The sequence below is a fragment of the Prosthecobacter sp. genome (genome assembly GCF_044232965.1).
Taxonomy (GTDB): domain Bacteria; phylum Verrucomicrobiota; class Verrucomicrobiia; order Verrucomicrobiales; family Verrucomicrobiaceae; genus Prosthecobacter.
Map to the genome: position 1 here is coordinate 36057 of NZ_JBIIKX010000017.1, position 25396 is coordinate 61452.

The 25396-nt window shown below is 60.4% G+C and carries 20 protein-coding genes and 1 tRNA gene; 8 read left to right on the top strand and 13 right to left on the bottom strand.

Translation table 11 applies throughout. The features are described from left to right. Window positions 1–3 precede the first annotated feature (3 nt). The 6 genes from ACILSI_RS09550 to ACILSI_RS09575 all read right to left on the bottom strand — a co-directional run bounded on the left by ACILSI_RS09550 (window position 4) and on the right by ACILSI_RS09575 (window position 5246). Window positions 4–1545: a hypothetical protein gene (locus ACILSI_RS09550; protein WP_395721645.1), complete on the bottom strand. Its 1542-nt coding sequence runs from the start codon at window positions 1543–1545 to the stop codon at window positions 4–6. A gap of 24 nt (window positions 1546–1569) precedes the next feature. Then, window positions 1570–2511 (bottom strand): hypothetical protein, encoded by a 942-nt coding sequence (locus ACILSI_RS09555; RefSeq protein WP_395721646.1) that lies wholly within the window; start codon window positions 2509–2511, stop codon window positions 1570–1572. 30 nt (window positions 2512–2541) lie between these two features. After that, window positions 2542–3963 (bottom strand): MotA/TolQ/ExbB proton channel family protein, encoded by a 1422-nt coding sequence (locus ACILSI_RS09560; protein WP_395721647.1) that lies wholly within the window; start codon window positions 3961–3963, stop codon window positions 2542–2544. 213 nt (window positions 3964–4176) lie between these two features. Beyond that, window positions 4177–4252 (bottom strand) — tRNA-Ala (locus tag ACILSI_RS09565). A gap of 58 nt (window positions 4253–4310) precedes the next feature. Continuing rightward, the gene (locus ACILSI_RS09570) at window positions 4311–4871 is read right to left on the bottom strand and encodes a hypothetical protein (protein WP_395721648.1); all 561 of its coding nucleotides are present in this window, start codon (window positions 4869–4871) and stop codon (window positions 4311–4313) included. A gap of 6 nt (window positions 4872–4877) precedes the next feature. Beyond that, a complete protein-coding gene (locus tag ACILSI_RS09575; RefSeq protein ID WP_395721649.1) occupies window positions 4878–5246 on the bottom strand; it encodes a HesB/IscA family protein in 369 nt (122 codons plus the stop codon). A 142-nt stretch (window positions 5247–5388) separates the two neighbouring features. Here ACILSI_RS09575 and ACILSI_RS09580 point away from each other — a divergent pair, with 142 nt between their 5' ends. From ACILSI_RS09580 to ACILSI_RS09605, 6 genes are all read left to right on the top strand, one after another. Continuing rightward, window positions 5389–5709: a hypothetical protein gene (locus ACILSI_RS09580; RefSeq protein ID WP_395721650.1), complete on the top strand. Its 321-nt coding sequence runs from the start codon at window positions 5389–5391 to the stop codon at window positions 5707–5709. A gap of 6 nt (window positions 5710–5715) precedes the next feature. Further along, window positions 5716–6198 carry a hypothetical protein gene (locus ACILSI_RS09585; RefSeq protein WP_395721651.1) on the top strand — a complete coding sequence of 161 codons (483 nt, stop codon included), beginning with the start codon at window positions 5716–5718 and terminating at the stop codon, window positions 6196–6198. A gap of 95 nt (window positions 6199–6293) precedes the next feature. After that, window positions 6294–7661 carry a Gfo/Idh/MocA family protein gene (locus ACILSI_RS09590; protein ID WP_395721652.1) on the top strand — a complete coding sequence of 456 codons (1368 nt, stop codon included), beginning with the start codon at window positions 6294–6296 and terminating at the stop codon, window positions 7659–7661. An 85-nt stretch (window positions 7662–7746) separates the two neighbouring features. After that, window positions 7747–9588, top strand: coding sequence for a hypothetical protein (locus ACILSI_RS09595; protein ID WP_395721653.1), 1842 nt, complete (start codon window positions 7747–7749; stop codon window positions 9586–9588). A gap of 124 nt (window positions 9589–9712) precedes the next feature. Continuing rightward, window positions 9713–11983: a hypothetical protein gene (locus ACILSI_RS09600; RefSeq protein ID WP_395721654.1), complete on the top strand. Its 2271-nt coding sequence runs from the start codon at window positions 9713–9715 to the stop codon at window positions 11981–11983. Next, entirely contained in the window at window positions 11980–12540 is a 561-nt protein-coding gene (locus ACILSI_RS09605) for a hypothetical protein (RefSeq protein WP_395721655.1), read from the top strand. The genes ACILSI_RS09600 and ACILSI_RS09605 overlap by 4 nt, the downstream gene beginning before the upstream one ends. A gap of 160 nt (window positions 12541–12700) precedes the next feature. On the opposite strand, the gene ACILSI_RS09610 is transcribed toward ACILSI_RS09605, so the two are convergent. The 7 genes from ACILSI_RS09610 to ACILSI_RS09640 form a co-directional block, all read right to left on the bottom strand. After that, entirely contained in the window at window positions 12701–13147 is a 447-nt protein-coding gene (locus tag ACILSI_RS09610; protein WP_395721656.1) for a MarR family transcriptional regulator, read from the bottom strand. Window positions 13148–13381: 234 nt separating this feature from the next. Beyond that, window positions 13382–14923, bottom strand: coding sequence for an MFS transporter (locus tag ACILSI_RS09615; RefSeq protein ID WP_395721657.1), 1542 nt, complete (start codon window positions 14921–14923; stop codon window positions 13382–13384). A 121-nt stretch (window positions 14924–15044) separates the two neighbouring features. Beyond that, the gene (locus ACILSI_RS09620) at window positions 15045–16769 is read right to left on the bottom strand and encodes an SUMF1/EgtB/PvdO family nonheme iron enzyme (RefSeq protein WP_395721658.1); all 1725 of its coding nucleotides are present in this window, start codon (window positions 16767–16769) and stop codon (window positions 15045–15047) included. A gap of 70 nt (window positions 16770–16839) precedes the next feature. Continuing rightward, window positions 16840–17817, bottom strand: a complete 978-nt coding sequence (locus ACILSI_RS09625) for a tRNA dihydrouridine synthase (protein ID WP_395721659.1) — start codon at window positions 17815–17817, stop codon at window positions 16840–16842. A gap of 111 nt (window positions 17818–17928) precedes the next feature. Further along, window positions 17929–19047, bottom strand: a complete 1119-nt coding sequence (locus ACILSI_RS09630; protein ID WP_395721660.1) for an iron-containing alcohol dehydrogenase — start codon at window positions 19045–19047, stop codon at window positions 17929–17931. Between the two features lie 67 nt (window positions 19048–19114). Then, a complete protein-coding gene (locus ACILSI_RS09635; RefSeq protein WP_395721661.1) occupies window positions 19115–20545 on the bottom strand; it encodes an aldehyde dehydrogenase family protein in 1431 nt (476 codons plus the stop codon). An 84-nt stretch (window positions 20546–20629) separates the two neighbouring features. After that, on the bottom strand, window positions 20630–21679 hold the full coding sequence (locus ACILSI_RS09640) for a lysophospholipid acyltransferase family protein (RefSeq protein WP_395721662.1): 1050 nt from the start codon (window positions 21677–21679) through the stop codon (window positions 20630–20632). Here ACILSI_RS09640 and ACILSI_RS09645 point away from each other — a divergent pair. Together ACILSI_RS09645 and leuS are read left to right on the top strand one after the other, a co-directional pair. Beyond that, complete coding sequence (locus tag ACILSI_RS09645; RefSeq protein ID WP_395721663.1) at window positions 21678–22679, top strand: M20/M25/M40 family metallo-hydrolase; 1002 nt, start codon at window positions 21678–21680, stop codon at window positions 22677–22679. The two genes, ACILSI_RS09640 and ACILSI_RS09645, sit on opposite strands and share 2 nt — an antisense overlap. A 129-nt stretch (window positions 22680–22808) precedes the next feature. Next, a complete protein-coding gene (gene leuS / locus ACILSI_RS09650) occupies window positions 22809–25376 on the top strand; it encodes a leucine--tRNA ligase (RefSeq protein ID WP_395721664.1) in 2568 nt (855 codons plus the stop codon). Window positions 25377–25396 lie beyond the last annotated feature (20 nt).

The window sequence follows — 25396 nt, forward strand, 5'->3', positions numbered from 1 at the left end:
ACGTCAATCCAGGGAGCGCTTGGGCGGCCCGATACGAACGCGTCCTGCATCCGTGGGGGTGGGAGCCTGCGGCGGCGTGGGGGTCAGGCGCTGGATCTCGTAGCCCGGAATGGTCAGAGTCAGATCGAGTTTCGCGAGGAATTCCCAAGTGGCGGGAACTCCGACTTCATCGGCCAGGCGACGCGCCTCGTGGTAGGTCTCGAAAGCGTCTGGCATGACTTGGAAAATGGCGACGCCGCCTGGGTCTTCCTTGATGTCGCGCATGAGGCGGATGTAGGGCGAGTTGGGCTGCTTCATGGCCGCCACATTTTCACCACCGCCACCCTTGGGGGTCAGGACGAGCTGCACGTTGGTGGCTTGGGGTTTCGGCTCGAAGGCGTAGGAGCCGCTGATGAGCGGATTGGCCGCCGCGCGCTGGATCATGGCGGCGATGCGGGCTCCGTCATAAATGGTGCGGGCCTTGCTGGCGTCCTCAATGCCCTTGAGCTTGCCAAGATCGCGGAAGTAATCTCCCACATCCTTGGGCGTGGCCTTCACCTCCTGGGTGTTGGCTCCCCAGGAGAAAGAAATTTTACCACCGGCCGAGGTGGCCTTGAGCACAGGTTTGAGCGGATCACGCGAAGGGTCCAGCTTGAGCCAGGGATTGAGGTCTCCCTTTGCGGCGGCAGCGACGGCCTGGGCCACGACGGCCATGTTCTGGCGGGTGGGAACGGCGATGTCGGCGAGCGCTCCGAGCAGTTGTTTGTTGGCGACGATACCAGCCTCGGTGAGTGCTTTGTAAGCCAGAGCGGCATGTTCTACCTGCACATGTTCAATGAGAGGAGAGATTTCCACCCAGGCTTTTTGGGCGTTCGCAGGCGAGCCGAGGAGGGTGGTGAGCAGCTTCACGAAGGGCTGCGCCTCGGTTTTTTGGTAAACGAGCTGCGACTTGACCTTGTCGAGTCCATCGAGAATCGGCTGGAGGAATTTGGTCTGGCTGAAGGTGATCACACCCTGCTTGGCGACGAGAACCCGGGTTTCGACCGGTTTTTCGGGGTAGGGACGGGGATTGGGGAGGCGGATGTAAGTCGGGGGTGGTGGCTTGAACTCGGGCGTCTGGTCAAGCAGTGCCTTGAGGCGTTCGACTTCGGCGAGCAACTTGTCGGTTTCAGCCTTGCTGAGATCGCGGGCTTTTTTGCGTTCCTCGACCTGCTTTTTGAAGGCATCGAGATCCATGAATTTCATCTTGGCCTGCATTTCTGAAGTGTCGATGCTCTTGAGCTGTTCGACGGCCTTCTTCATGTCTTCCTCGGCCTTTTTTTGGTCTTCCTCGAGTTTCTTAGGGTCAGCAGGCGGTGGGGGAAGTTGTTTCACCTGTTCCACCACCTTCTTGTGTTCCTCCTCGGTGACCGGGGGGAGGTCAGAGAGGATCTTCTGAACGACGCGCGCGGTGTTGAGCGCCATGACGACAAAGACGATCATGAGCACGCCCACGACGTTTGTCACGGCGTCCATGAGGGAGTCGAGATTGAGCTCTTCGCCGCCGCCTGCTTTTTTCTTCGCCATGGTCGTGTGAAGTCGGTGGAGGGGTTACTTGGTCGCAGGCGGTGGGGTCGCGCCTGGTGTTGTTGTTGCCGGCGGTGTGGCTCCGGGTGCCGCTGGCGGCGTTGGTGCTACAGCCGGTGGCGGTGGAATGGTACCACGGTATTTTTCAAACAATGCGAGATCGAGCACACCACGGCCTGGGATGGGCAGCTTGCCGACGCGGATGCTGTAATCGGCTTCGGCACGGCCGGCACCGTTGTTGAAAGCACCCGCGCCATCATCACGCACGAGGAAGAGGATGAGAGACTTTGGGTTTTTGGCGATCTCAGCAAGGAAGTGATTGTACTTGGCGTCTGCCACAACGACTTCCGGTGTGGCGCTGAGGCGGTATTCTTCACCCCAGGCTCCAAGAATTTTCAGTGCACCTCCACCCGCTTCGACGAAGAAGACCTTGGTGTCCTCCGGCATGCCGCTGCCGGAAGGCTGGACGACCACAGGCGGGATTTTTTTATCCTCAGGCACATGGCGCTTCTTGATCTCGGCCATGAGGGTGACGATCTCTTTTTTGCTCTCCACCTGCTGCAGTTTGAGGCCCTCAATCTCGGTCAGAAGATCATCCAGCTCCTTCTGCATCTGCTGACTGATCTTCATGTTCGCCTCCTGGATGTCCTTGGAGGTGGTGAGCAGTTTGCGCAGCTTGACGAACTGCTGCTCCTTCTCGTTAACCTGCTTCTGCATCTCTTCGAGCGTGGCGAGCTTATCCTTGAGGACGACATCCAGCTTTTTGCGATCCTCTATCTCCTTCTTGAGCTTGATGTATTCCTGCGAACGGCGGATGTCCTCCGGGTCGCGTCCCTTGGCCTTGTCCATCTGGGCCATGACGAGCACCACGATCATGAACACGAGCGCGCCAATGAGACAGGCTAGGATGCTGAGGAAGGGGAAAAGGGAAACCTCTCCTCCTTCAGATTGGCGACGCTGGGCCATGAGGTTTGCGGATTAAACGATGGGGGTGGCTCAATCGCGGCTGAACCAGCCTTTTTTCTTCACCTGATGGATGAGGATTTGCTTGCCGCCGAGTTCGGAGAGCAGGGTGTTGAGGCTCTGGATGCCGCTGGAAAGGGCGCGGGTGTAGTCGGTGGTGGTCTTGACGCTGTCTTTGACCGCGTTGGTGAGGTCGTCACGCATGCGGTTGAGCGCGGTGGCGAACTCAGCGTCCACCCGCTGCTGATGGGAGGCGGCGCGTTTGTCCAGATTGTCGGCTTGCTCCTTGATCTGCTTGGAGAGGGAGTTTAGATCGACGAGGAATTCCTTCTGCGAGCTGGCCACGGCTTTGACGAGCGTGTCCATGAGGCCGTTGGAGTCGCCGCCGGCCACGCCACCGCCGTCATTCAGGCGTGGCAGGAGGATTTCATTGCAGAAGGCGTCGATGTTATTGAGATTGTCGTCCTCCGACTTGGAGACGGCGTTCATGGGGAAGTTCAGGAACATGGCGAGCACGAGGCCGAGCAGCGTCGTGTCGAACGCGGTTCCGAGGCCGCTGGTCACGCTGCCAAAGGATTTCATGACCTTCTCCATGTCCGTCATGTCGCTGAGATCGATGCTGCCGATGGCAACCGAAAGACCAAGCACGGTGCCGATGAACCCCAGGATCGGAATGGCCCAGAGGAAGACCTTCACAAGAGAGTAGCTGCCTCCGATACGCGAACCGTCGATATTGGACTGGGCGCTCATCATGTTGCTGACCTCGCCGTTGCTCTGGCGAACCTCGAAGAGTTCCAGGCCTTTGCGAATGCGGTTTACCATGAGGCTGTCACGCAGGCGAGCGGGTAATCCGTAGAGGTGGTCGATGAATTGGCCAACATTCTCACGGTTGATCTCGGAAGCGATTTCCGCAGGCAACACATCGAGCAGCATGGCATCTTTTTGGTGCCGCAGCTTCTGCCCCTTGAGGTAGAGCAATGCCACCGCCCAGAAGAAGAAAAACGTCTCCATGTAGTTCACCCAGGTGCGCTCCAGAAACAGGTCGTGCATGTAGTCCATGGTGTCCACCGGCGTAGTGCCGTATGCGCCTTTGCCGAAGGGGAACATGATGCCGAACCAAGCCAGCGAAGCCACTGCACCGATGGCAAGTGCAAGCCAGGGATTCGGATTCGCCGGGTCTGTTTCCTCCCAACCACCGCGTTCCTTGGGCTGGTAAGAGTATGACTGTTCCTCTGAGTGTTGAGGGGCTCCGTGTTCGTGCTCATGTTCAGCACCGAAAGAATCCTCAGGAGTGGAAGAAGGAGGTGTGACACCGCTGGGAGCTGGCAGGCCTGAAGGGGGGGGCAAACCTGAAGGAGGCGGTGCGGCGACGCTGGCGGGAATGCTGAGCTTGGTGTTACAGCCGGGGCAGCGGACGACTTTGCCTGCCATTTCGGGCTCGGCTTTGAGCTGCATGTCGCATGAGGGGCATTTGAACTTCACGGGTGATTTCCTCCAGGGTGAATGAAAAACGAAAAATAGGGAGCGGACTACTAGCGGCGGTCACACTCATCCGACAAGGATTTTCTTGGGTGAGGCGCGGAAGAAAGCATTTTTTTTATCTTCAACCTCCAGAGCAGGCTAGTTCAACTCCGTTCCAATGGCCGTGCCTGCTCGTGTTCGCTGTCGTGGTGGAGCTAAGGGGATTCGAACCCCTGACCTTCTCATTGCGAACGAGACGCTCTACCAACTGAGCTATAGCCCCCTGACAACGGGGCGGATTATGACCGTCAAAAATGCTGCGGCAATGAAAAAGAATGATCTCACATCAGACTCAGCAGCGATTCCCGGACCTGCGTCTGCCACTTGGCGAGATAAGCGAGCTTCGCCTGCATCGTCTGCAATTCGATGAGGATGGCGGTGTCTCCCGATCCCAGCCGGGAGTCGAGCGCGGGCAGTTCTGCGAGCAAGGCGGATCGTTGCGCCTCCAACTGCGTGCCTAGTTCCTCAAGCTGCTCACGCAGGCGCATTTCCTCAGGTGCCAGCAGGGCTTTGGCGAGCGCGGAGGCGGCTGACTGGCGTCGCTTGAGGCTGGCGGCGACGTTTTGCAGCAGCGGACCGAGCTGGCTGAAGATCGCCATCATCGAGTCGTCGATCGGAACAGCACGCCACGGTGCTTGATGCAGTTCAAGCAGATGCTTGAGGCGTTTCTCGGGGGATTGCAGCGTTTCGTGCGCGGCGTTGACCTCGGCGGCATGCGCGGCATCGCCCCCAGGCTGGTCGGGATGCGCGGCGCGGCTGGCGGCCAACCAGGCTTGCTGCAAGGCCTCGGGATCAAGCGCGGCGGCGCGTGGCAGGCCGAGGAGGGCGAAAGCGTTTGTCATCGGGCGTCAGGCAGAAAAGCTTTCGCCACAGGAGCAGGTGACGACGGCGTTGGGGTTTTTCACTTTGAATCCGCCGCTTTGCAGATCATCGCTGTAATCAAGTTCCGAGCCGGAGACGAAGAGGGCGCTTTTGGGGTCAATGACGACGCGCACCTCGCTGGAGGTGACCATGATATCGCGGTTGGCGGGGCCATCGACGAGGTCCATTTTGTATTGAAGGCCGGAGCAGCCGCCACCGACGACGGCCACGCGCAGGGCGCCGTTGTCGGCCCGGCCCTGCTTCTTGAGGAGGCCCAGGAGGCGGTTCGCGGCATTGGGCAGCACTTTGATGAGCTTTTCATTGCCGACTTTGAAGCTGGGGGCGGTTGCGGTCATGCGGAGTGATAGCACGAAGAGCGCACATGAAACAGGGGACTTTGAACCCGCTGCCTGAGGAGGCTTTTTTGAGGCAGCCGTGCTTTGTGCTTGCCTCGCGGGCGGTTTTTTGAGACGAACAGGCTGCAATCTGATTTTTCCCATGAGCGCCACCGATGTTCCGCCGCTGCCTTTGCAGTTGTTCACCCTCAAAGACGGCCTTGTGGCCAGTGACAGCGGCCAGGAGGCCGTGAACAATTACGCCGCTGATTTTCAGGGCCTGCGCCACTTCGGCCTGAAAATTGGCGACTGCCTGGATCTCGGCGCTCCTTGGACCGGCACGCTGCAAGAAGAGGACTTCACCCTGAACTTCGCCTACTTCGACGCGGGCACGGAAGCGCAAGACCCCGGTGCCGGGGCGCTCATCGGGGAGCGCATCCCAATGTTTGAGCTGCTCACACGCGTGAACTCGATGGAGGCATAAATCACCATGGCTGCCACGATCACTCCTTCTCTACGCTCCGCACTCGAACGCCTCAAGCACGGCGGCGCCGTCAACGGCCTGCTGCTTGGCTGGCGGCGTCAGATCCTCATCAACTTGCTGCCCTTTGAAGAATTCCGCGCCGAGCGTCTGCTTCAGGCCGTGCATGACGCGCACGCGCATTTCTCCAGCGGCGGCGACCGCGATGTGAAAAGCTTCTGGTTCGGCTATGAGGGCGTCTTTGTGCTGGCCCTGCTCCAGGGCGAGTGCCTGCTCATCACCCTTCACACGCATGCCTCGGAGGTGGATTTTCTACGCCGTGCAGGTCTGACCTTCCTCGATGACACTCAACTGCTGGTGGAGGCGCTGTTGCACCCCGCCCCAGACGATGAAAACAGCCGCGAGGCCACGCAACCGCTGGGTCAGCTCGACACCGGCGATCATCCGCCCGAGGCCAGTGGTCCGACCAAGGTCATCCCGCGCCATGCGTGAGTTGGCGGCCTCAGCGCTGTGATTCCAGTCTTTGCTTGAAAGGATTGCCATCTCCATGGCGAAATCTTGGCTCTCGTTTTCCCCAACCCACACTCATGTCTGATCCTGCCGTCACTCTCTTTTCACGCCGTCGCTTTCTCAATGCCAGCGGAGGCACGCTGCTCGCTCCCGCTGTCATCACCGCCGCCACCTCCTTGAGCGCCCAGCAGAAGGCGGATTCCAACGAGACGTTGAAGATCGGTCTCATCGGCTGCGGCGGACGCGGCACTGGCGCGGCAGCCCAGGCTCTCGGCGCGGATTACAACGCGAAAATCGTCGCGATGGCGGACGCGTTCGACACGCAGATCGAGAACAGCATCAAGAACCTCTCCACGCAGTTCCCAGACCGCGTGGATGTGAAGCCGGACAAGAAATTCACCGGCCTCGACGCCTATCAGAAGCTCATCGACAGCGGTGTGGACGTCGTCCTGCTCGCCAGCCCGCCCGGATACCGTCCGCAGCATCTCACCGCCGCCGTGGAGGCCGGAAAACACATCTTCTGTGAGAAGCCGATGGCCGTGGATGCCGCCGGTTATCGCGTGGCGCAGGCCGCGGTCGAAAAAGCGAAGCAAAAGAAGCTCAATCTCGTGGCCGGCTTCTGCTGGCGCTACTCCACCAGCCGTATCGAGTGCTACAAGCGCCTGCACGACGGCCAGATCGGCGACATCACCAGCATTGTGGCCACTTACTACGCCGGTCCGGTCAAACCCATGCCGCCAGCCGCAGGCCGTCCTGCGGGGATGGGCGATGTCGAGTGGCAGGTGCGCAACTGGTACAATTTTTCCTGGCTCAGCGGCGACAGCATCGTCGAGCAGGCCGTGCACAGCCTCGACAAGATCTGCTGGGCCATGAAGGATCAGCCACCGGTCAGCGTGATCGCCACCGGCGGCCGTCAGCGCCCTGCGGAAGACGGCAATATCTTCGATCATTTCCACTGCGCCTACGAGTGGGAGGGCGGTACCATCTGCCACCTCACGAACCGCCAGATCACCGGCTGCCACAACGAGGTCATTGACAATATCCTGGGCACCAAGGGCCGTCTCGTCATCGGCAAAGGCTCCGCGCCCTTCATCGAAGGCGAAAAGCGCTGGCGCTGGCGTGGCGAGGAGAAAAACATGTACGACCTTGAGCATCAGGCGCTCTTCAATGCCATCCGCAAAGGCGAGGTCGTCAACGACGGCGACCGCATGATGAGCAGCACGCTCATCGCGATCATGGGCCGTGAGGCTGCCTACACCGGCCAGAAACTCGCCTGGAAAGACGACTCGGCTCCTGCCGCTGGCGGCAAAGGCGAGCCGGCATCGCAGCGGGTCGCCCTGGCCATGATGTCCTCCAAACAGGATCTCGCGCCCGACAACCTCAAGTTCGGCGACAAGTTTAATCCGGGTCCGCTGCCACAGCCTGGCATCACGAAGTTTGCGTAAGTGTTGTGGGGCGCTGTTTGAGCCGCCCCACACTTCCCGCCCAAAGTACTTGGCCCTGCCTGCGTTCTGAGGTGTAATGACTGCCATGAGCACGTCCATCACCGCTGATGCCGCCTTCGCCCTCGTGGCGCGGAAGGTGCAGGTGTGGGTGGTGCTGCGGCGCTGGCTGGCGGTGCTGCGCATGACGCTGATTCCGGCCTCGCTGGTGCTGCTGCTTTTGGCTTTGGCTCTGCTCCGTGGTTCAGCCGCGCTCATGCCGTGGCTTGGGCTGCTGCTATGGCTGGCGGGAAGTCTGGCCTATGCGTGGTGGCAGCGTCCGGGAGAGTTCAGCGCGCTTGCGTTGTGGGATCAGGCCGCAGGCAGGCGCGAGGCTTTCGCCTCCGCGTGGTGGTTTGAGCAACGTCGCGAAGACGGAGACGCTGCTCGCGCGCACATCGCTGTGCAGCGTGAGATTTTGCCGCAGGCGCTGCCTGGGTTGCGGAAAGATCTGCCACTGCGGCCGGACCGCTGGCTCGCACTGCCGCTGGGCATCGCGATTCTCGGCAGCTTGGTGAGCATCGTCACCGCGCCACCTTCCGAAGCCATTCCGATGGACGCGGAAATGACCCGCAAGGCCGCCGAGGAAGCCAAAAAAATCACGCAGACCGACTGGGAGAAGAAGAAACTTGCTGGCCTGAAGGATGAGGAGCGCAAGCAGGTGGAAGACTTGAAGCAGAAAGTGCAAAAGACCGCCGAAGACCTCGCCAATGCCGCAGGCAAGGATGCTCGCAGCGTTTTGGCCGAACTTGAACGCCGTGCTCGTGATGCGGAAAAACTCGCCGACGAGCTTGGCAGCGGCAAGGAAGCCTGGGCGTCCGAAAAACTCATCGAAGAGCTGCGCAAGCATGCCGACACCGCCGACCTCGGCGATTCCGTGGCCGCCAAGAACACCCAGGCCGCCGCCAAAGCCGCTGAAACGCTCGCCAACCAGCTCAAATCACCGCAGCTCAGCAGCGAGACGAAGGAGCGCATGAATGAAACACTCAAGGACGTGAAGCAGCAGTCCGAGGAGGCGGATCGCAAACGCACTGTCGGTCAGAACGTCCTCGCCGCTGGTGATCAGATGCAGCAGGGCAACGCAGCAGGCGCTGGCGATGAATTCCAAAAGCTCGCCGAGAAACTGAACGATCTCGCCTTGCGGGAGCAAACCCGCGACGAACTGCAGCAACTCGCGCAGCAGTTGCGTGACTCCGGCAGCAGCATCGCCGGTCAAAACGATAGCGGGTCGATGCAGCAGATGAGCCAGGCGGGCCAGCAAGGACAAAACAGCCAGCAAGGGCAGCAGGGCAGCACGTCCCAGGTCGGACAGACGCAACAACCACAGCAGATGCTCACACCGCCCGGTCTGGGCCAGCAAGGTCAGCAGATGCAGCAGCAACAGCCGCAGCAAGGCAATGGACAGCCGCAACAAATGACGATGGGGCAGGGACAGCCCGGCCAGCCTGGTCAAAACAACCCGCAGCCGAACGGCCAGCCCATGCTTTTCGCGCCCGTGCCTGGGGCATCGAAACCTGACGACAAAGCACCCACCTTCATCATGCCTGGCGACTCTGACCAGCCACCCGGCGGCGCGAGCATTGCTATGCCGGGTTCAGGCCCAAAGCCCGGCGTCGGCAAGGCCGATCTCAACAACACTCCCACGCAGAAGCAGGATAGCGGCACACAAAGCGTCGTGCAGGCCCAGCAGAACAACGAGGGACGCAGCACCGTGCGCAGCGTCGAAGGCGGCCCACGCACCGAGCAAAGTACCCGCGCCGCCACCCAGACCGCCCTGGACGCCATTCAAGCCGAGGAATCTGCTCTCGATGAGGCTGCGCTGCCTCCCGCACGTCGTGAGCAGGTGCGCCGCTACTTCAATGAACTGCGGAAACGGTTTGAGCAGAAGTAGCGCGATGGAAAACGGACAGGGCGTCACATAGACTGATCATTTCGGGTATTCAGGAACGAAACGCTGGATTGAACCCCATAGGCATGGCAGGATTGATTCGCATCACCCTTCTCCCAGCGCCCCCATGTCGGAGCCGAGTCAATTCAGGCATTATCAAATCATCCAGGACGCCGACGGCAACAACGTCGAGCTGGTGCGCAATGCCGAGCAGGTGGCCGTGCTGGCCTTCGACGTGCAGCGACTCGAATACGTCCACTGCCATGTACTGCTGGAGCCGCTGGCCAACCGCGCTGCGTTCGAGGAGGCGTGCAAATCCCTGCAAAAGCGCGGCCATCCCACGCTGGCGCGGCTGATTGAGTTTGGCGAGGACGAGGGGAACCCGTTTTACATCACCAGCAACATCGACGGCGAGCCACTGCGGCCTTACTTGGCACGACAGCAGGAGATCCCCGGCTGGCTGGCCATCATGATCGCCTGCCGGGCGCTGGAGACGGCGGTGGCGGTGTGCGAGCGCGGGGAATACCTCACTGAGTCGCCCTTGGACAGCCTCCGCATCGTGCAAAACGCGCCGCAGGCGGTGCAGGTGCTGGCGGCGGACTTTCGCGTGCTGGACAACCCCGCCGCCAAGAAGCGAGCGTTGAAGACCAACTTTGAAAAGCAGGCCAAATTTCTCAGGAGCTTTCTCTCCGAGCAGGGCGGGGGACCGACGCTGCCGGACCAGTCGATGCCTGCGGCGGATTTCACCGAACTGCTCGGCTCCTGCCTTGCCAGCGCGGCCGTGGGCGTCATCGCTCCGATGCGGGAGTTGCGCAATGCCCTGCAAAAACTCGCGCCTGATCATCTCTCCGGTGAGATCCCGACCGCGCAGAAGCCGCGCGCCTTGCTGGCACCGCTGCTGGCCAGTTATCAGGAAGTCGCGCGCGGGCTGGTGAATCTCGTGCGCATTCAAAGTCAGCGCCTCGATATGGCGAATCCCTACAGCATGCGCGGCACGCTGACCAAGACGGGCCGCTCGGTGCTCATCGAGCAGGTGCCCTCTGCGCGTACTGCCTCCGCCCGTGTGAAGGAGGCTGATGATTCCGCCATCAAGATCACCAAGCAGCGGGACAACTCCGGTCTCGTCACCCTGGCGCTTGTCAACGAGGCCGAGGACATCACCTGCCTGGCCGAGGAGATCGTCGAGGGCATCAGCCTGGCCGATTTGATGCGCGAGCGCCGCTGCCTGGAGGTTCAGGAGGCTTATCTGGTGCTTGCTGGGCTCGATTCCGCGCTCACACAGCTCGAAAACTCCACCTTGCCGGTCAGCAAACTGCGGCTGGAGGATATTTTTCTGCTGACCGGTTTTGCGCGTGAGGATTCGCGCAGCACAAAACTCCTCGTGTCAAAGCTGAACGAATGGCCCGCCTTCAACATCATCGTGCGGGCGCACCCAACGCTGGCCTCGATGTCAGGACGAGGCACCGACCCCGCCGTGCTGCTGCCACCGGCCAAGTCCAACGCCCCAACCACATGGCATGCCGGCTGGCTCGCTGGCCTGTGCAAATTTCTGCTCGGCCTCGAATCGCCCGCCGGTCTTATTGTGGAGCCGGAAGGCGGGGCGCGTGAGCGCGAGACCGTCGAGCGCCTGCTTAACGACGAGATCGCGAAGGTGGCGGAGTCAAAGCCTGCGCTGCGAGGCGATTTTCTGGCCCGTTACGCCCGCATCATTCAACATTATGACTTGGTGAAGACGGCGCCTGAACCTGCCATGCGGAAGAGCGGCACGGAACTTGCGCCTGAGATAGGCTTGAAGCCTCGCTCCAAAACGCTTCCAGTCACCCAGCCGTCGCCTGTGAAGCGTGAGTTTTCCGCATCGCTGGCGGGGCAGAAGGCGGTGGTGCCGCTCACCACCGGTGGCGCGGCACGCGCCACGGAAGAGGCCAACATCGGTTTTGCCGAACTGCTGTTTAAAAACGCGGGAGGCGAACCCACGCCGCCTGATGCGCCTGACTGGGCGCGCGCCGCCGCCAGCGCGCCGCCAACCTCGGCTGAATATCTCATGCCGCGTGAGGATGTGCCGATGTGGCTGAAGGCTGCTGTTTTCATCGGCGGATCAATGATCATCGGAGCCATGAGCGCCCATCTCTCCGGCTCCGCTCTTTGGCAGAAGAAACGCACCAGTGTTCCAATTGAGGCCGCCAAGATCAAATCGTCCGCAGTCGTCCCCGCACCCGCTGCGGCACCTGAAAAAAACGTGCCCAAGGCCATTCCCATCATCAAGTCGCCGCCGGTCGTGACCGCGCCTGCCGAGAGCGCTCCTCCAACCCGTGGTGTCACGCTTTCGCCGCCTTCCGGCGCTGGCACCTTGCGCGAGCAACTGGCCCCGGAGGCGAATCCGCCCAAACCCCCGCCATGAACACCCCGTTTCTTCGATTCTGCGCCTGCGGACTGCTTGCCTGCCTCTTGAGCGGCTGCCCCGAGACCACGGTGAGTGAAGATTTCGGCCTAAAACCTTTGGAATTGAAGTCAGATGACTGGAGCGGCCTTTGGATGCCTTTGGATGACGATGGCAAGGTTCAATTCACGGTAACCGATGCGGCGAAGGGTGTTCTTAAAATGACCGAGCCGGATGAGAAGAAAGACAAGCCCATGAGCTTCCAAATGCGTCGTGCCAGCGATGACAACAAGGTAAAACTCTGCTTCGCTCTCGTGGGTGAAGCGAACGACAAAGAGGGTAAACCACAGGTCATCCTCATGCGCTTGCCTGAAGAGGGCGTGATCCTGGCCTGGATGATCAATGACTTGGCCGTCGAAAAAGCCATCAAGGCCGGCCAGCTCAAAGGCACCACCCAGCGCGTCAAAGACGATCCGCACAACCACATCGACTCCGCTTCCTCCAATTACGAGCGGTTGCTGGAGCCGCAGTTCTGGAACTGGTCGGAGCCTTCGGTCCTGAAACGCACGCAGCCATAGGCCGCTGCGGAATCTGACGTCCCATTTGGATCAGGCCCGCGTTTCACCTTCAAGGCGTGCTGTTTTGCCGGATGTTGGGAAAGGAAGTGCTGTTCGACCCAACAAAAAGGCACGCGGATGAAGCCGCGTGCCTTTTCGTTGGGCAAAAACTATGGCTGACTTATCTCGCCACCGAGGTGTCCAGCGTGCGATAGGAGGTCATGAAGCTGGCGGCGTCCTCGGAGGACGTTTCGCTCATCGCAGCGGCCACCTGGTTTTGCAGCTCGTCACGCAGACGGCTCACAAGCTCAAGTCCGCGGGAAGTGATGCGAACGAGCACCTTGCGGCGGTCGTCGATGGCGTGGGTGCGCTCCATGTAGCCGAGTTTTTCCAAGCGGTCCACGAGGCCCGTGGCAGCAGCTGTGGAGTGGCCCATTTTACGAGCGATGTCCGTCATGGTCAGCTCCTTCGATGTGGCGAGGTAACCGAGCAGGAAGAACTGAGCGAAAGAGATATTATCCCGATTCAGCTCGCGGGAGAGATTCAGCAGGAACTCACGCTGACTGAACAGAATGAAATCTGCCAGTTTGGCGTGGTCTTTGGCTGGGGTGGTGGTTCCGGTGATCATGAAGTTGGTTCCTTAGAGCTATGGGTTCCGAGAAAGTCTCGAACTATGGGTAATGTAACGAATACCAAAGATAGGATCAAGATAAATTCATAGAATCCATAAATTTATACTGATTCGGGGTGGAGTTGTTCTTATTTGTGAGAGGTTAATATGCCTGAATTATTATCCTCGAAAGGTCTGGATGGCAAGAAATTTCATTTCAGCCGACTGCTGCCCTTTTGGAGCTTCCCGCCCCTATTGCAGCGAGCGCCCCTTGGTTTCCGGTGCAAGCCAGATGACCACCATCCCGACGAGGTAAACGCAGGATAGGATCGAGTAGGCGTTTGCCGCCGCCTGCACGGTGCTGACTTTGTCACTGGCGAAAATGCTCATCAGGTTGCCAAGCTGCAAGGCACCGATGGCGGCGATCAGACGGCCGAAATTGAAGCAAAAGCCTTGGCCCGTGGCACGCACGCTGGTGGGGAACAGTTCCGGGAAATAGAGCGGGAAGAAGCCGTAGAACGAGGCGGTGATGCCGCCCAGCAGGAACGAGCTGATCAGCAGGCTCGATGGGATGCTGTTACCCAAAAAGGGCACGTTGATTCTGAAAAAGCCGAGCGAGGCGGCCAGGCTGGCAACGCAGAGCAGGGTGTAGGTGACGCGGCGGCCGAGCTTGTCTGCCACCAGCGGCGTGATGAGCGTGACTAGGATGGCACCCAGCGCGGTGGCAATGACGACGTAGTCGATGATCGGCAGCGTGCTGCCCTTGGGCGCCAAGTCGGAGGCCCAACGTGCTGCCTGCTGCGCGGAACCCCAGGTTCCCAGCAGTGCCACGGCCGCCAAACTCGCGCCAACCAGGAGATTCCGCATGATCGTGCCGTGCTCGGCGGCATCCGTGCTGCCCGCCGCCATGGAGCGGCTCATGTATTGACGCACCGGGTGCAAATAACCCCACAGGGCGATCCCCAGACCGGCGACAGTCACGATGGCAGCGATCCAACCGCCCCACGAGCACATCGGCGACCACACATAGATGATGCCCAGCGCCGCCACGCAGGCGATCAGCACGCCCAGCAGGTCCATCGTGGCCCAATGAGACGTTCCACCCGATTTTTTCTCCGCCTCCCATTTGTGGGACTCCGGCACGAAGATCAGGATGAAGAAGTTGATGAGCGCTGGCAAAGCGCTGCTGACAGCGATGAAACGCCATGCGCGGTTGTGGAGCAGGTATTCCGTGTTTTCCGGGGACAGGCCAAAGGCGTGAATCCAGCCCGTGACGATGTCCAGGCTGGCGTTGAGCTGCCAACTGATGAGACCGGTCAGCAGGAAGCCAATGTTGGACGCCGCGCCGATCATGCCGGCAATCCAGGCGCGGTTCTTACCGCCCCAGATCTCATTCACCAGCGCCACGCCGAGCGCCCACTCGCCGCCCATGCCGAGCGAGGCGATAAAGCGCAGACCGGCGAAGTGCCAGGCCTCTGTGACGAAGGCGCAAAGGCCGCTGAAGATGGCATAGGTGAAAATGGCCAGCGTCATGGCCTTCACGCGGCCCAGTTTGTCCCCCAGCCAGCCGAAAAGCACGCCGCCCGTCGCCGCACCGACGAGGAACACCGCGATGATCACTGTGAACCACTGCCCCTGCACCAGCACCGACTCTTTTGGCAGCAGATCCTGCAGCGCCGGTTTGCCGATCAGCGGGAACAGCCCCATTTCAAAACCATCAAAGAGCCAGCCGAGAAACGCGGCGATCAGGGCGGCGACAGCGCCTTTGGGAGCAGGGGAGGAGGGAGTGGACATGGTGAAAAAGAAGTCGAAGCAAACGGCAGCATGAGCGCACTTCTACAATGATGGCGAGCAAAAAAACGGGCCGCTGAAAATCAGCGGCCCGCAGAGAGTCTAAAGTGGGATGACTAACGAGTTATTCCTTTGCCACGCCGTTGTTCCAAGCGGCGAACATTTCTTCCACGGTCGGAATCTCCAGCGGACGCACGATGCGGAAGCCCAGCCACGTCGCGTCGGTCAGGTACCAGATGCTTTTCGGCAACTGCGGGTCTTGCTGCTTCCACAGAGCGTCCGAGGCCTTGCGGGCGGAGCTGCGGCAGAGCTCAGGATCATCATCGTAGGTGCCACCACGAGCCACATGAGGGTAGGGGGTCTTCGAGGGCACCCAGGCGTTGCCGAGGATCGCGGCGGCGGGTGTTGTCGGCGTGTATTGGTCCAGGCACCACTCACACACGTTGCCGTAGATGTCGTAAAGCCCCCAAGGGTTCGGCTTCTTCGCACCCACCTTCGAATACTGGAAGTTCGGCGCGTTGTCGAAATACCACGCATATTCTTTGAGCTGTGCGGGATCATCACCAAAGAAATACGCGGTCTTCGTGCCGGCGCGGGCGGCATACTCCCATTCCGCCTCAGTCGGCAGGCGATAAAAATGCCCGGTCTGGGCGCTGAGCCACTGGCAGTACTTGTTCGCTGCGTGCTGCGTCATGCAGATGGCAGGCATGTGCTCGCGGCCCATGCCGAAATCCATCGGCTGATACGGCGGCGTCGGCTGGGAGATCAGATCTTCCGGCTTGTCGGTCGGTTTCCACACCTGGCGGGAGCCGTCCTTGTTGCGGCCGATGCTGGTGAGCTGGAAGGGCTCATACTCATCCCACGTCACCTCATACTTGCCCATCCAGAACGGCTTGAGCGTCTTTTTCACCTGCGGGCCTTCGTCATCGCCACGATTTGCCTCGCTGTCTGGGCTGCCCATCAGGAACTCACCGCCCTTGATCGCCACCATGCTGAAAGGAATGCCCGTCTTTGGAATTTTCGAGTCGTAGGGTTTCATGTCGGCCTCGGCCTTCTCTTTCGAGGTCTGCACGATGAACGCGTGGATCTTCTTCACCAACTCCAGGTTGTCCGGGTTGTTCGTCCCTGGGGCTTTCTTCTCCTTGGCCGTCAGTTTCAGATCATCCGGCCACGGTGCGCCTTGCTGAATCCACAGCTTGAGGAAGTTGATGTCTTCCTTGCTCAAGGGGCCGCCGCTCTTCTTCGGCGGCATCAGATCATCTTCGTCCGCCGCCAATGCGGTCAGATGATAAATCGCGCTCTGCTTCAAATCGAAGGGCACGATGTTGGGTGCGTTCTCGCCGCTCTCGAAGGCTTCCTTCTTGGTCGTGATGATCCAGTCGCCCTTGGCCTTCTCCTTGTTGTGACAGGACACGCAGTTCATCTCCAGGATTGGCTGGATGTGCTTCTCAAACTTGATGCGCGGCGTCTGCTCCAGCACCACGCCGGCAGGCCAGTCGGCACCTTGCTCGATCCAATTTTTGAGCACCTCGATCTGGCTCTTCTCCAGCAGGCCTTCCTTCTTCGGTGGCATGACCATGTCATCTTCCGCATCCAGCAGCAGCGTCGCGTAAATCGCGCTTTTCTTCAAATCTCCGGGGACAAGGCCCGGACCGTTCTCGTTGCCCTTTTTGATGTCTTCCAGCGTGTGCATGCGGAAGTCACCTTTGTCTTCTTTGGCACCGTGGCAGTGCGTGCAGGCGCCTTCGAGCAAAGGCTTCACCTGCTTGTTGAAATCAATCTTCTCCGCAGCGCAAAGCAGCGCGGGAGCCAGAGCGAGGACGGAAACGAGGGTTCGGGCGGGAAACATGGGGCGTGCGGATAGCATAAGCTGGCGAAGATGTCCAATGCGAGGTCAGGGTCGTCAAATGACGGTTCATTCAGACCTTCAAGAATCGTGAACAAACCTCCAGCAGTCCGGATCGGGTCGTGCACCGCCGCATCTCATTCAGAAACCCCTCTGAATCCTCCAGCCCAGGGCTGAAGAAGTTGAGGTGCTTCTTGAGGCGGTTCACCTGGTCGAGTTCACGCGTGTTTGGAAGGGTGACGGTCTCGTACAGTTCCTCAACGTACGCCAGTTTGTCAGCGGCGCTGGGCTGGAAGACGGGCTCGCCGCGAACGTGCTGGCGGATCTGATCAAACAGCCACGGATTTCGAATGGCCCCGCGCCCGAGCATGTGTCCGCGTACGCCCGTCTGCCGCGTGACGGCCTCCGCATCGAGATGGGAGCCGATGTTGCCATTGGCAAGCACGGGGCAGGGGAGATTCGCCGTGGCGGTGCCGATCAAGTCGTAGCGCACGCCGTCGCGATACATCTGTGTGACCGTGCGGCCATGGATGGTGACGAGATCGACGCCGTGCTTTGCAAACAACGGCACCAGCGCGTCGATGGTCTCGGTGTCATCAAAGCCGAGGCGGGTTTTCACCGTGAACTTCACCGTCACCGCCTCCCGCAGCGCGCCGAGGATGCCCTCGATGCGCGGCACATCACGCAGCAGGCCGCCCCCGGCGCATTTTTTGTACACGATGGGTGCGGGGCAGCCGAGATTCAGATCCACCGCTGCGATCTCGTGATGTTGCAGCTCTTTGGCACTGCGCACCAGGGAAGGGATGTCATTCCCGATCATCTGCGCCACCACCGGCCTGCCCGTGGGATTCTGCGTGATGGAAGCGAGGATCGGCTTGTCGAGATGCGAGTCGGGATGCACGCGAAAGTACTCCGTGTAATACACATCCGCACCGCCATAGCGTGCCATCAGCCGCCAGAAGGCCAGATCGGTCACATCCTGCATCGGTGCCAGCGCCAGCAGGGGCTCCGGCCGGGCCAGCAGTTGATCGAGATGTTCGGTGGGAGTCACAGCCGTCTCTTAACCATGAATCCGTATTTCAACAGGAGATAACAAAGGTAACGGAGGATTTCTGAGACTCCGTTCTCTTCGTTATCTCCTGTTCCATTCCTTCTGCTGGATTCACAACGCCGCTCGATATAGCCCCACGAAATCCTCCACGCTCGGCTCACGCGGATTGAACTGCGCGGTCCATTGCTTGGCGGCCATTTCGGCGAGATCGAGAAGGTGTTCTTCCTTCACTCCATACTCGGAGATCTGGCGCGGCATTTTCGCTTCCCACAGCAGTTCGCTTACGCGGTCCGCGAGGTCGCCGTCGAAGTAGCTTTCATACACGGCGGCGATTTCGGGCAGGTTGGAGTTAAAACGGATGACGTGGGGTAGCATCACGCCCACGGCCTCGCCATGGACGACGTGGAACTTGGCCGTCAGCGGATTGGCGCAGGAGTGCGCGGCACCGAGCATGCTGTTCTCAATGGCCACGCCTGCGTAGGCTGCGCCCAGCAGCATCATGCCGCGCGCTTCGAGGTCTTTCGGATCACGCAGCACCCGGCTGAAGCCGCTGTGGCACAACCGGAAGCCTTCACGCGAGTAGAGCGATGAAAAGGCATTGCGCTTGTTTGTTACCGCCGTTTCGAGCGCATGCGAGAGCGCATCCATGCCGGTGCAAACCGTCACGCGCTGCGGCTGTGACACGGTGAGTTCAGGATCGAGGATGGCGACCTTCGCGGCGGCTTTGGGATCACCGCAGGCCATTTTGACATGGGTTTCGGCATCGGAGATGAGCGCGAAGCTCTGGCACTCGCTGCCGGTGCCGGAGGTGGTCGGAATCGCGATGAGTGGCAGCATCGGTTTCGTGGCCTTGCCCACGCCCCAGTAGTCGTGCATGCGCCCGCCATTGGTGAGGATGAAATTACAGCCTTTGGCGGTGTCCATGCTGCTGCCGCCGCCGAGGCCGATGATGAAGTCGGCTTTGAACTCGCGGGCCACGGCCAAACAGCGGTCCACATCTTCCGTGCTGGGATTCTCCCGCACTTCGCCGAACACGCGGGTCTCCAATCCAGCATCGACGAGAAAACTGACCGCACGCACCACATAGCCCGCTTTGACGATGCCGGGATCGCTCACGATCAGCACCCGGCTGCCACCGAGATCGCGGGCGAGTTCACCGACACGCGCCAGCGTGCCGTTGCCATAGATGAGGCGCGTGCGCGGCTGGTGATCGAAGGGGGCGAGTGACATGGATTGGGTTTTGTAGTACCGCCTTCAGGCGGAATGTTCTGACCGCCTAAAGGCGGAACTACGAACCTCACGCGCAGTCAATCGAGCGGCGCTTGTAGAGGAACTCGAACATGTTGCCCTCGTGTGGCTGATCCCAACTGATCTTCATCGTGCTGATCGGCCCGATGTTGAGGCGGTCGATGTCACCGCATTCGAGCAGGTCGTTGATGAAGGCCGCGTCTTGCGTGATGGCGGTGACGATGAGCGAGTAGCCGATGCGGCCGAGCACCTCGCCCTGCGGCACTTCGAGCACGCTGGCGTAGGGGCAGAGGAATTCGCGGTTGGCGAGCGGGTGCTTGTTGTCGGAGCACCAGATGATCGTGGGGCGTAGGAAGGTGCCGCCCTGGAACTCGGTCTTGCGCGGTCCGTTGCGGAACTGTGCGGTCACGTCTTCGGCACCGGGTGTCTTGAGATCGTTGTCGATGGCGCTGTCGATGTAGTCGGCCATTTTCACGTTCGCAAAGCCAGCGAGGCGGGCGTTTTCGTCGTCGGAAGTCGTCGGCATCACCGGGCCGAGGCGTTCGGCGAGCGCGGTGGCGATTTCCTTGCCGTATTTCGGCACGATGACCGCAGAAGCGTTGATGCAGGAGCGTCCGCCGTTGTCGCTGATGGAGGCGACCATGACGTCGAGGTAGTCTTTCCAGTTCTCGATCTTGTCCTCGCCAATGATGATCTTGCTCCAGCCGGGGCCGTGTACCTGCACGGAGGGGTTGCCTTCATACATCTTCGCCATCGCCACATCGCCAAAGACGAGGTTGCGACCGCTGAGTTTGACGACTTCGCCGCTGCCTTCGTGATCGGTGGGATAGAAACCAAACGCTTCGGGAGGTGCTCCGGCGGCGATGAAGGCCTGGATGAGGCGATACGGCGTCCACGGCTCTTCACGACCGGGTTTGATGACGACGGGAATCTTCAACGCGATGGCTGGCAGCCAGAGTGAGTTCACGGCAGGCGAATTGCTCGGCATCACGAGGCCCAGGGACTTCGTGGTGGGGAAATAGGACACGGGGCAACCGGACTGCGTGCCGAAGCCGCGATCAATGACGCTGAGATCCAGGCCGCGAGTGAGGCCGTTGAGGATCATCTTCATGTTCGTCAGCGCAAAGTGCAGCTTGGCCATGTTGCGCTTCACCATCACATGCGGCAGGCCGCTGGTACGAGAAAGCGTGGCGATGTATTCCTGCGGCGTCTGCGTGTGGCCTTTGTCGCCGAGGGGCAGCGTGCCATTCAGGAACAACTCGCCTGCTTTCGCCGTGATCTCGATGAGTTGCTCGACCGTGAACTTCTTCAGCGCCGCCCGTGCTTCACCGATCTTCGCCAGATCTTTGCGCACGATGCCAGCGTTCACCTGGCTGATTTCGGCGCAAACCTCGCCGGATTTGTGATCTTTGACCTGGGCTTTGTCGAGTGACTCATAAGGGCGGCCTTTGCGGAGAGCGGGAAGATGGGGGATGGACATTGGGCTGGTTTTTTTGAAGTCGGAAGGTTTACGAGCGGCGGACTCGACGGGCAATGAAAAAACTGGCTCGCGCGGCCAACTCTTTCAGGGTGCTGCGGCACAGTTGGGCGGCACGCTGTCTTGCGGTCGCAGATCGGGCGGAATCATGTCGATCAGGGCGTTCGAAAGATTGGAGTAGTATGGGTAATCAGGATGCGGGGCGCTCAACTCACCGACCGGACGATAACGCCAGTGCTTGTACATCCACAGCCAGCATTCCGGGTGCTCACGGATCGCTTTCTCGAAGTGATTCCACACCCGCTGGGTGAGTTCACGGGTGTCCTCGTCCGGGCCGGGCTTGATGGCCTCGTAAATGTGAACCTCGTATTTGCCATCGGGCAGGGGGCGGCAGACGCCGGTCATGATGGAGAGTCCAAGCCGCTTCGCCAATTCGACATGCAGCGTCGGCACGCAGGTCCAAAGGCCGAAGCATTGAATCGCCGCCGACGCCTTGCCGGGCTCGATGTTCAGGTCGGTCAGCAAACCCGCGTGCCCCTGGCGCTTGAGCGCCTTCATCAGCTTGAGCATGGCGTTTTCCTGCGGGATCACGTCGTGGCCGGAATGCTCACGCAGACGCTTGAAGACGTTGGTGATCGTTGGGTTTTTAAAGTCCTGGGCCACCACGGTGAATTTGAAGCCGCGAAAGCCCCAGACCATGCTCACAAGCTCGAAGTTGCCGAAGTGCGGCGTCACCCACACAGCACCGGTCTGCCGCGCCTGCTCCTCGTCCTCCAGCTTCGGCAGATGAAGGGTGAAAAACTGCTGCCAGGTCTCCGCCGTGAGCCTAGCGGACCAGAACAGGTCGAGAAAGGTGCGGGCGAAGATTTGGTATGAGCCACGGGCGATGCGTTTGCGCTCCGCCAGCGTGTAGCGGTCCCCAAAGGCGCAGCGCAGGTTGTCCAGGGCGGTCTTGCGCCCACGCGTGTCGGCAAGGTAAGCGATGGTGCCAAAGCTGCGTGACAATCCCAGGATGAAACTTCGCGGCAGACGCGGCAGGAGCCATGCGGTGGACTCGATCAGGGCGGTTTCAAAGAAATAGCGGAGCTTCTTCAAGTGGCGTTTGGTGTTTGGGAAAATCGCGTTACGATGGCGCATGGCATCGCCCAACCTCAACAACATTCTCAAGCGACTCCTCAAGCAGCCGACCGCTCCGTTTCATGAATACCATGTCCGTGCCGAGATCGAGGCCCTGCTGAAAGACTGCCGCCATGTGAAGTTGAAGCGCGACAAGTTTGGCAACCTGCTGGCCACCTACAAAAACGGCAAGTCGAAGAGCAAACCCACCTGGGTGCTGGCCGCGCACATGGACCACCCCGCCTTCGTCAAGCCGCCCGGCAGCACGAAGCGTGACGAGTGGGACTTCCTCGGCGGTGTTTCAGCCGAAGTGCTGCAAGCAGGCGTGAAGCGCGGCTTGCGCAAGGCCAAGGGCCAGATCGCGACGTGGAATTTCCCAGTGAACGTCACCAACAGCCGCATCGAGGCCACGGCTTGCGACGATTTGGTCGGCTGCGCCGCCATCGTGATGACTTTCCTCGAACTCGCCAGCCTGAACATTCAAACGACGGTGCATGCGGTCTTCACGCGTGCGGAAGAGGTGGGCTGGCTCGGTGCCTGGCATCTCGCGCAGAACTGGCCCTTTGGCGAAGACAGCGTGTTTCTCTCTCTCGAAACCAGCCGTCCGGTGAATGGCGCGGTCATGGGCGGTGGCCCCATTATTCGTGTGGGGGATCGTCTTTCCATCTTCGACAGCGAAGCCGTGTCCGTTTTGATGACCACGGCGAAGGAGCAGGGCATCCGCGTGCAGCGCTGCCTGCTCGACGCCGGAGCCTGCGAGGCCACGGCCACACAGGCGGCGGGCATTCGCAGCGCAGGCATCTCCATTCCGCTCGGCAACTACCACAACATCAACGACGCCCGCCAGATCGCCCCTGAGTTCGTCATGATGGACGATTTGAAGTCTCTTATTAACCTTCTCAAGGCCCTCGTCGCCACCAAGCACGACGGCATCGGCGAGCGCACCATCCGCGAACGCGTGGAACTGCGCATGGCCGAGCATGCGGAGCATCTGAAGGCGGGAACGAAGCTGTTTAAGTAGGCGTCAAGAAGGTCAAGGAATGGTCAAGAGGTCAAGTGCGTGCCGTCTTGACGATCTTGACCGCGAAGCGAGTCTTGACGGCGAAGCCACCTTGACCGCGCTGCTACCCTCGCCTTCTTCCGCGCCCCTATGTCCAGCGAGCAGCGCAAAGCCTTTCCTTTTTCCGAATTTGAACCGAAGTGGCAGGATGTGTGGGAGGCGAAGAAGGCCTTCCGCACGCCGAACCCCGGTGATGCTGATTTCGATGCCTCGAAGCCGAAGTATTTCGTGCTCGACATGTTTCCGTATCCGAGTGGCGCGGGTTTGCACGTCGGCCATCCCGAGGGCTACACCGCCACGGACATCATCGGCCGCTTCAAGAAGATGTCCGGCTTCAATGTGCTGCACCCGATGGGCTGGGACGCCTTTGGCCTGCCTGCCGAGCAATACGCCATCAAAACCGGCCAGCATCCGCGTGCGACGACGGAAAAGAACATCGAAGGCTTCCGCGGCCAGTTGAAACGCCTTGGCTTCGCCTACGACTGGGATCGCGAGGTGAACACCACCGACCCCGGCTACTTCAAATGGACGCAGTGGATCTTCCTGAAGCTCTACAACTCGTATGTGAACGACGAGGGCAAAGCCCGCCCCATCGCTGAACTCGAAGCGCAGGGACTGAGCCGCGAGGAGATTGATCATCGCCGTCTCGCCTATGTCTCGTCCGCGCCGGTGAACTGGTGCCCGGAACTCGGCACGGTGCTCGCCAATGAAGAAGTCGTGGATGGAAAAAGCGAAGTCGGCGGTTTCCCCGTCGAACGCCGCCCCATGCGTCAGTGGATGCTGCGCATCACCGCCTTTGCGCAGCGTTTGATCGACGAACTCGATGGTCTCGACTGGCCGGAGGGCATCCGCATGCTCCAGCGCAACTGGATTGGCCGCAGCGAAGGTGCTGAGGTGAAATTCAAAGTCGCTGGCATCGACGAGACGATCACTGTCTTCACAACGCGGCCCGACACGCTGTTTGGAGCCACTTACATGGTGCTCGCGCCCGAACATCGCCTCGTCGATGAAATCGTCACCGAGGAACAGCTCGCCGCCGTCGAGGAGTATCGCGAGAAGACCGCCCGCAAGAGCGATCTGGAGCGCACGGAACTCGCCAAGGAGAAATCCGGCGTCTTCACCGGCGCTTTCGCCATCAATCCGGTCAACGAGGAGAAGATCCCGATCTGGATCGCCGACTATGTGCTCCAAGGCTACGGCACCGGAGCCATCATGGCCGTGCCTGCGCATGATGAGCGTGACTTTGAGTTCGCGAAGAAGTTCAATTTGCCGATCAACCAAGTCGTGCAGCCGCCCGAAGGCAAAGACTGGCAAGGCTTCACCGACAACGGCACAGCGATCAACAGCGGCTTCCTTGACGGCTTGACCACTCTTGACGCGAAGCACCGCATCGCTTCCTGGCTCGAAGAAAAAGGCCTCGGCAAAGGCACGGTGAACTTCAAGCTGCGCGACTGGCTTTTCAGCCGCCAACGCTACTGGGGTGAGCCGTTCCCGCTGGTGTGGGAAGATGGCAAGCATCGCAGCATTCCTGAAAGCGAGCTGCCGTTGCTGCCACCGACGCTGGAAGACTTCAAACCGACCGGCACGCCCGAACCACCGCTGTCGAAAGCCACGGATTGGGTGCGCTACTCCGCCACCGCCACGCGTGAACTCAACACGATGCCGCAGTGGGCGGGGTCGTGCTGGTATTACCTGCGTTACTGCGATGCGCAGAACAGCGAGCGCTTTGTCGGTGAGGCAGCGGAGAAATACTGGATGGGCGGCGGCAAGCCCGGCGGCGTCGATTTGTATGTCGGCGGCACCGAACACGCCGTGCTGCATCTGCTTTACGCCCGCTTCTGGCACAAGGTGCTGTTTGATCTCGGCTACGTCAGCACGCCGGAGCCGTTCCAGCGTCTGGTGAACCAGGGGCTGATCATGGGCGAGGACGGCCAGAAGATGTCGAAGTCACGCGGCAACGTGGTGAACCCCGACGACGTCGTGGCCGAGTATGGTGCCGATGCGCTGCGCCTGTATGAGATGTTCATGGGCCCGCTGGAGCAGGTGAAGCCCTGGAGCATGAAGGGCGTCGAGGGCGTGTATCGCTTCCTCGCCCGCGTGTGGCGTCTCGTCATGGAAGTCGATGACGAAGGCGTCTGGAGTGTGTCATCGGCATTGCAAGACGTGCCCGCGAACAAGCAGCTCACCAAAGCGCTGCATGAGACGATCAAGAAGGCTGGGGAAGACATCGAAAAGCTCAGCTTCAACACCGCGATCAGCCAGATGATGGTTTGCACCAACGCCTTCACCGGCGCGGAAGTGAAGCCCGCTGCGGCCATCATTACATTCCTGAAAGTTCTCAGCCCCTTCGCTCCGCATCTCGCAGACGAGTTGAACGCCCGCATCGCCAGCAAGTTCCCCGCCTTGGCCCATCCCGGCCTGCTCAGCGACGCTATCTGGCCGACCTACGATCCCGCCGCGCTCATCGAAGACGAAGTCGAAGTCGTCTTCCAAGTAAACGGAAAGCTCCGCGACAAAGCCCGCGTGCCGATTCAGGCCACGAAGGAGGAAATCGAAAAGATCGCTCTCGCCAGCGCCCGCGTGCAGGAGTTCATGGAAGGCAAGCCGCCGAAGAAGATCATCGTGGTGCCGGGCAAGTTGGTGAACATCGTGGTTTAGGAGCGGCGACGAGTCGTCGC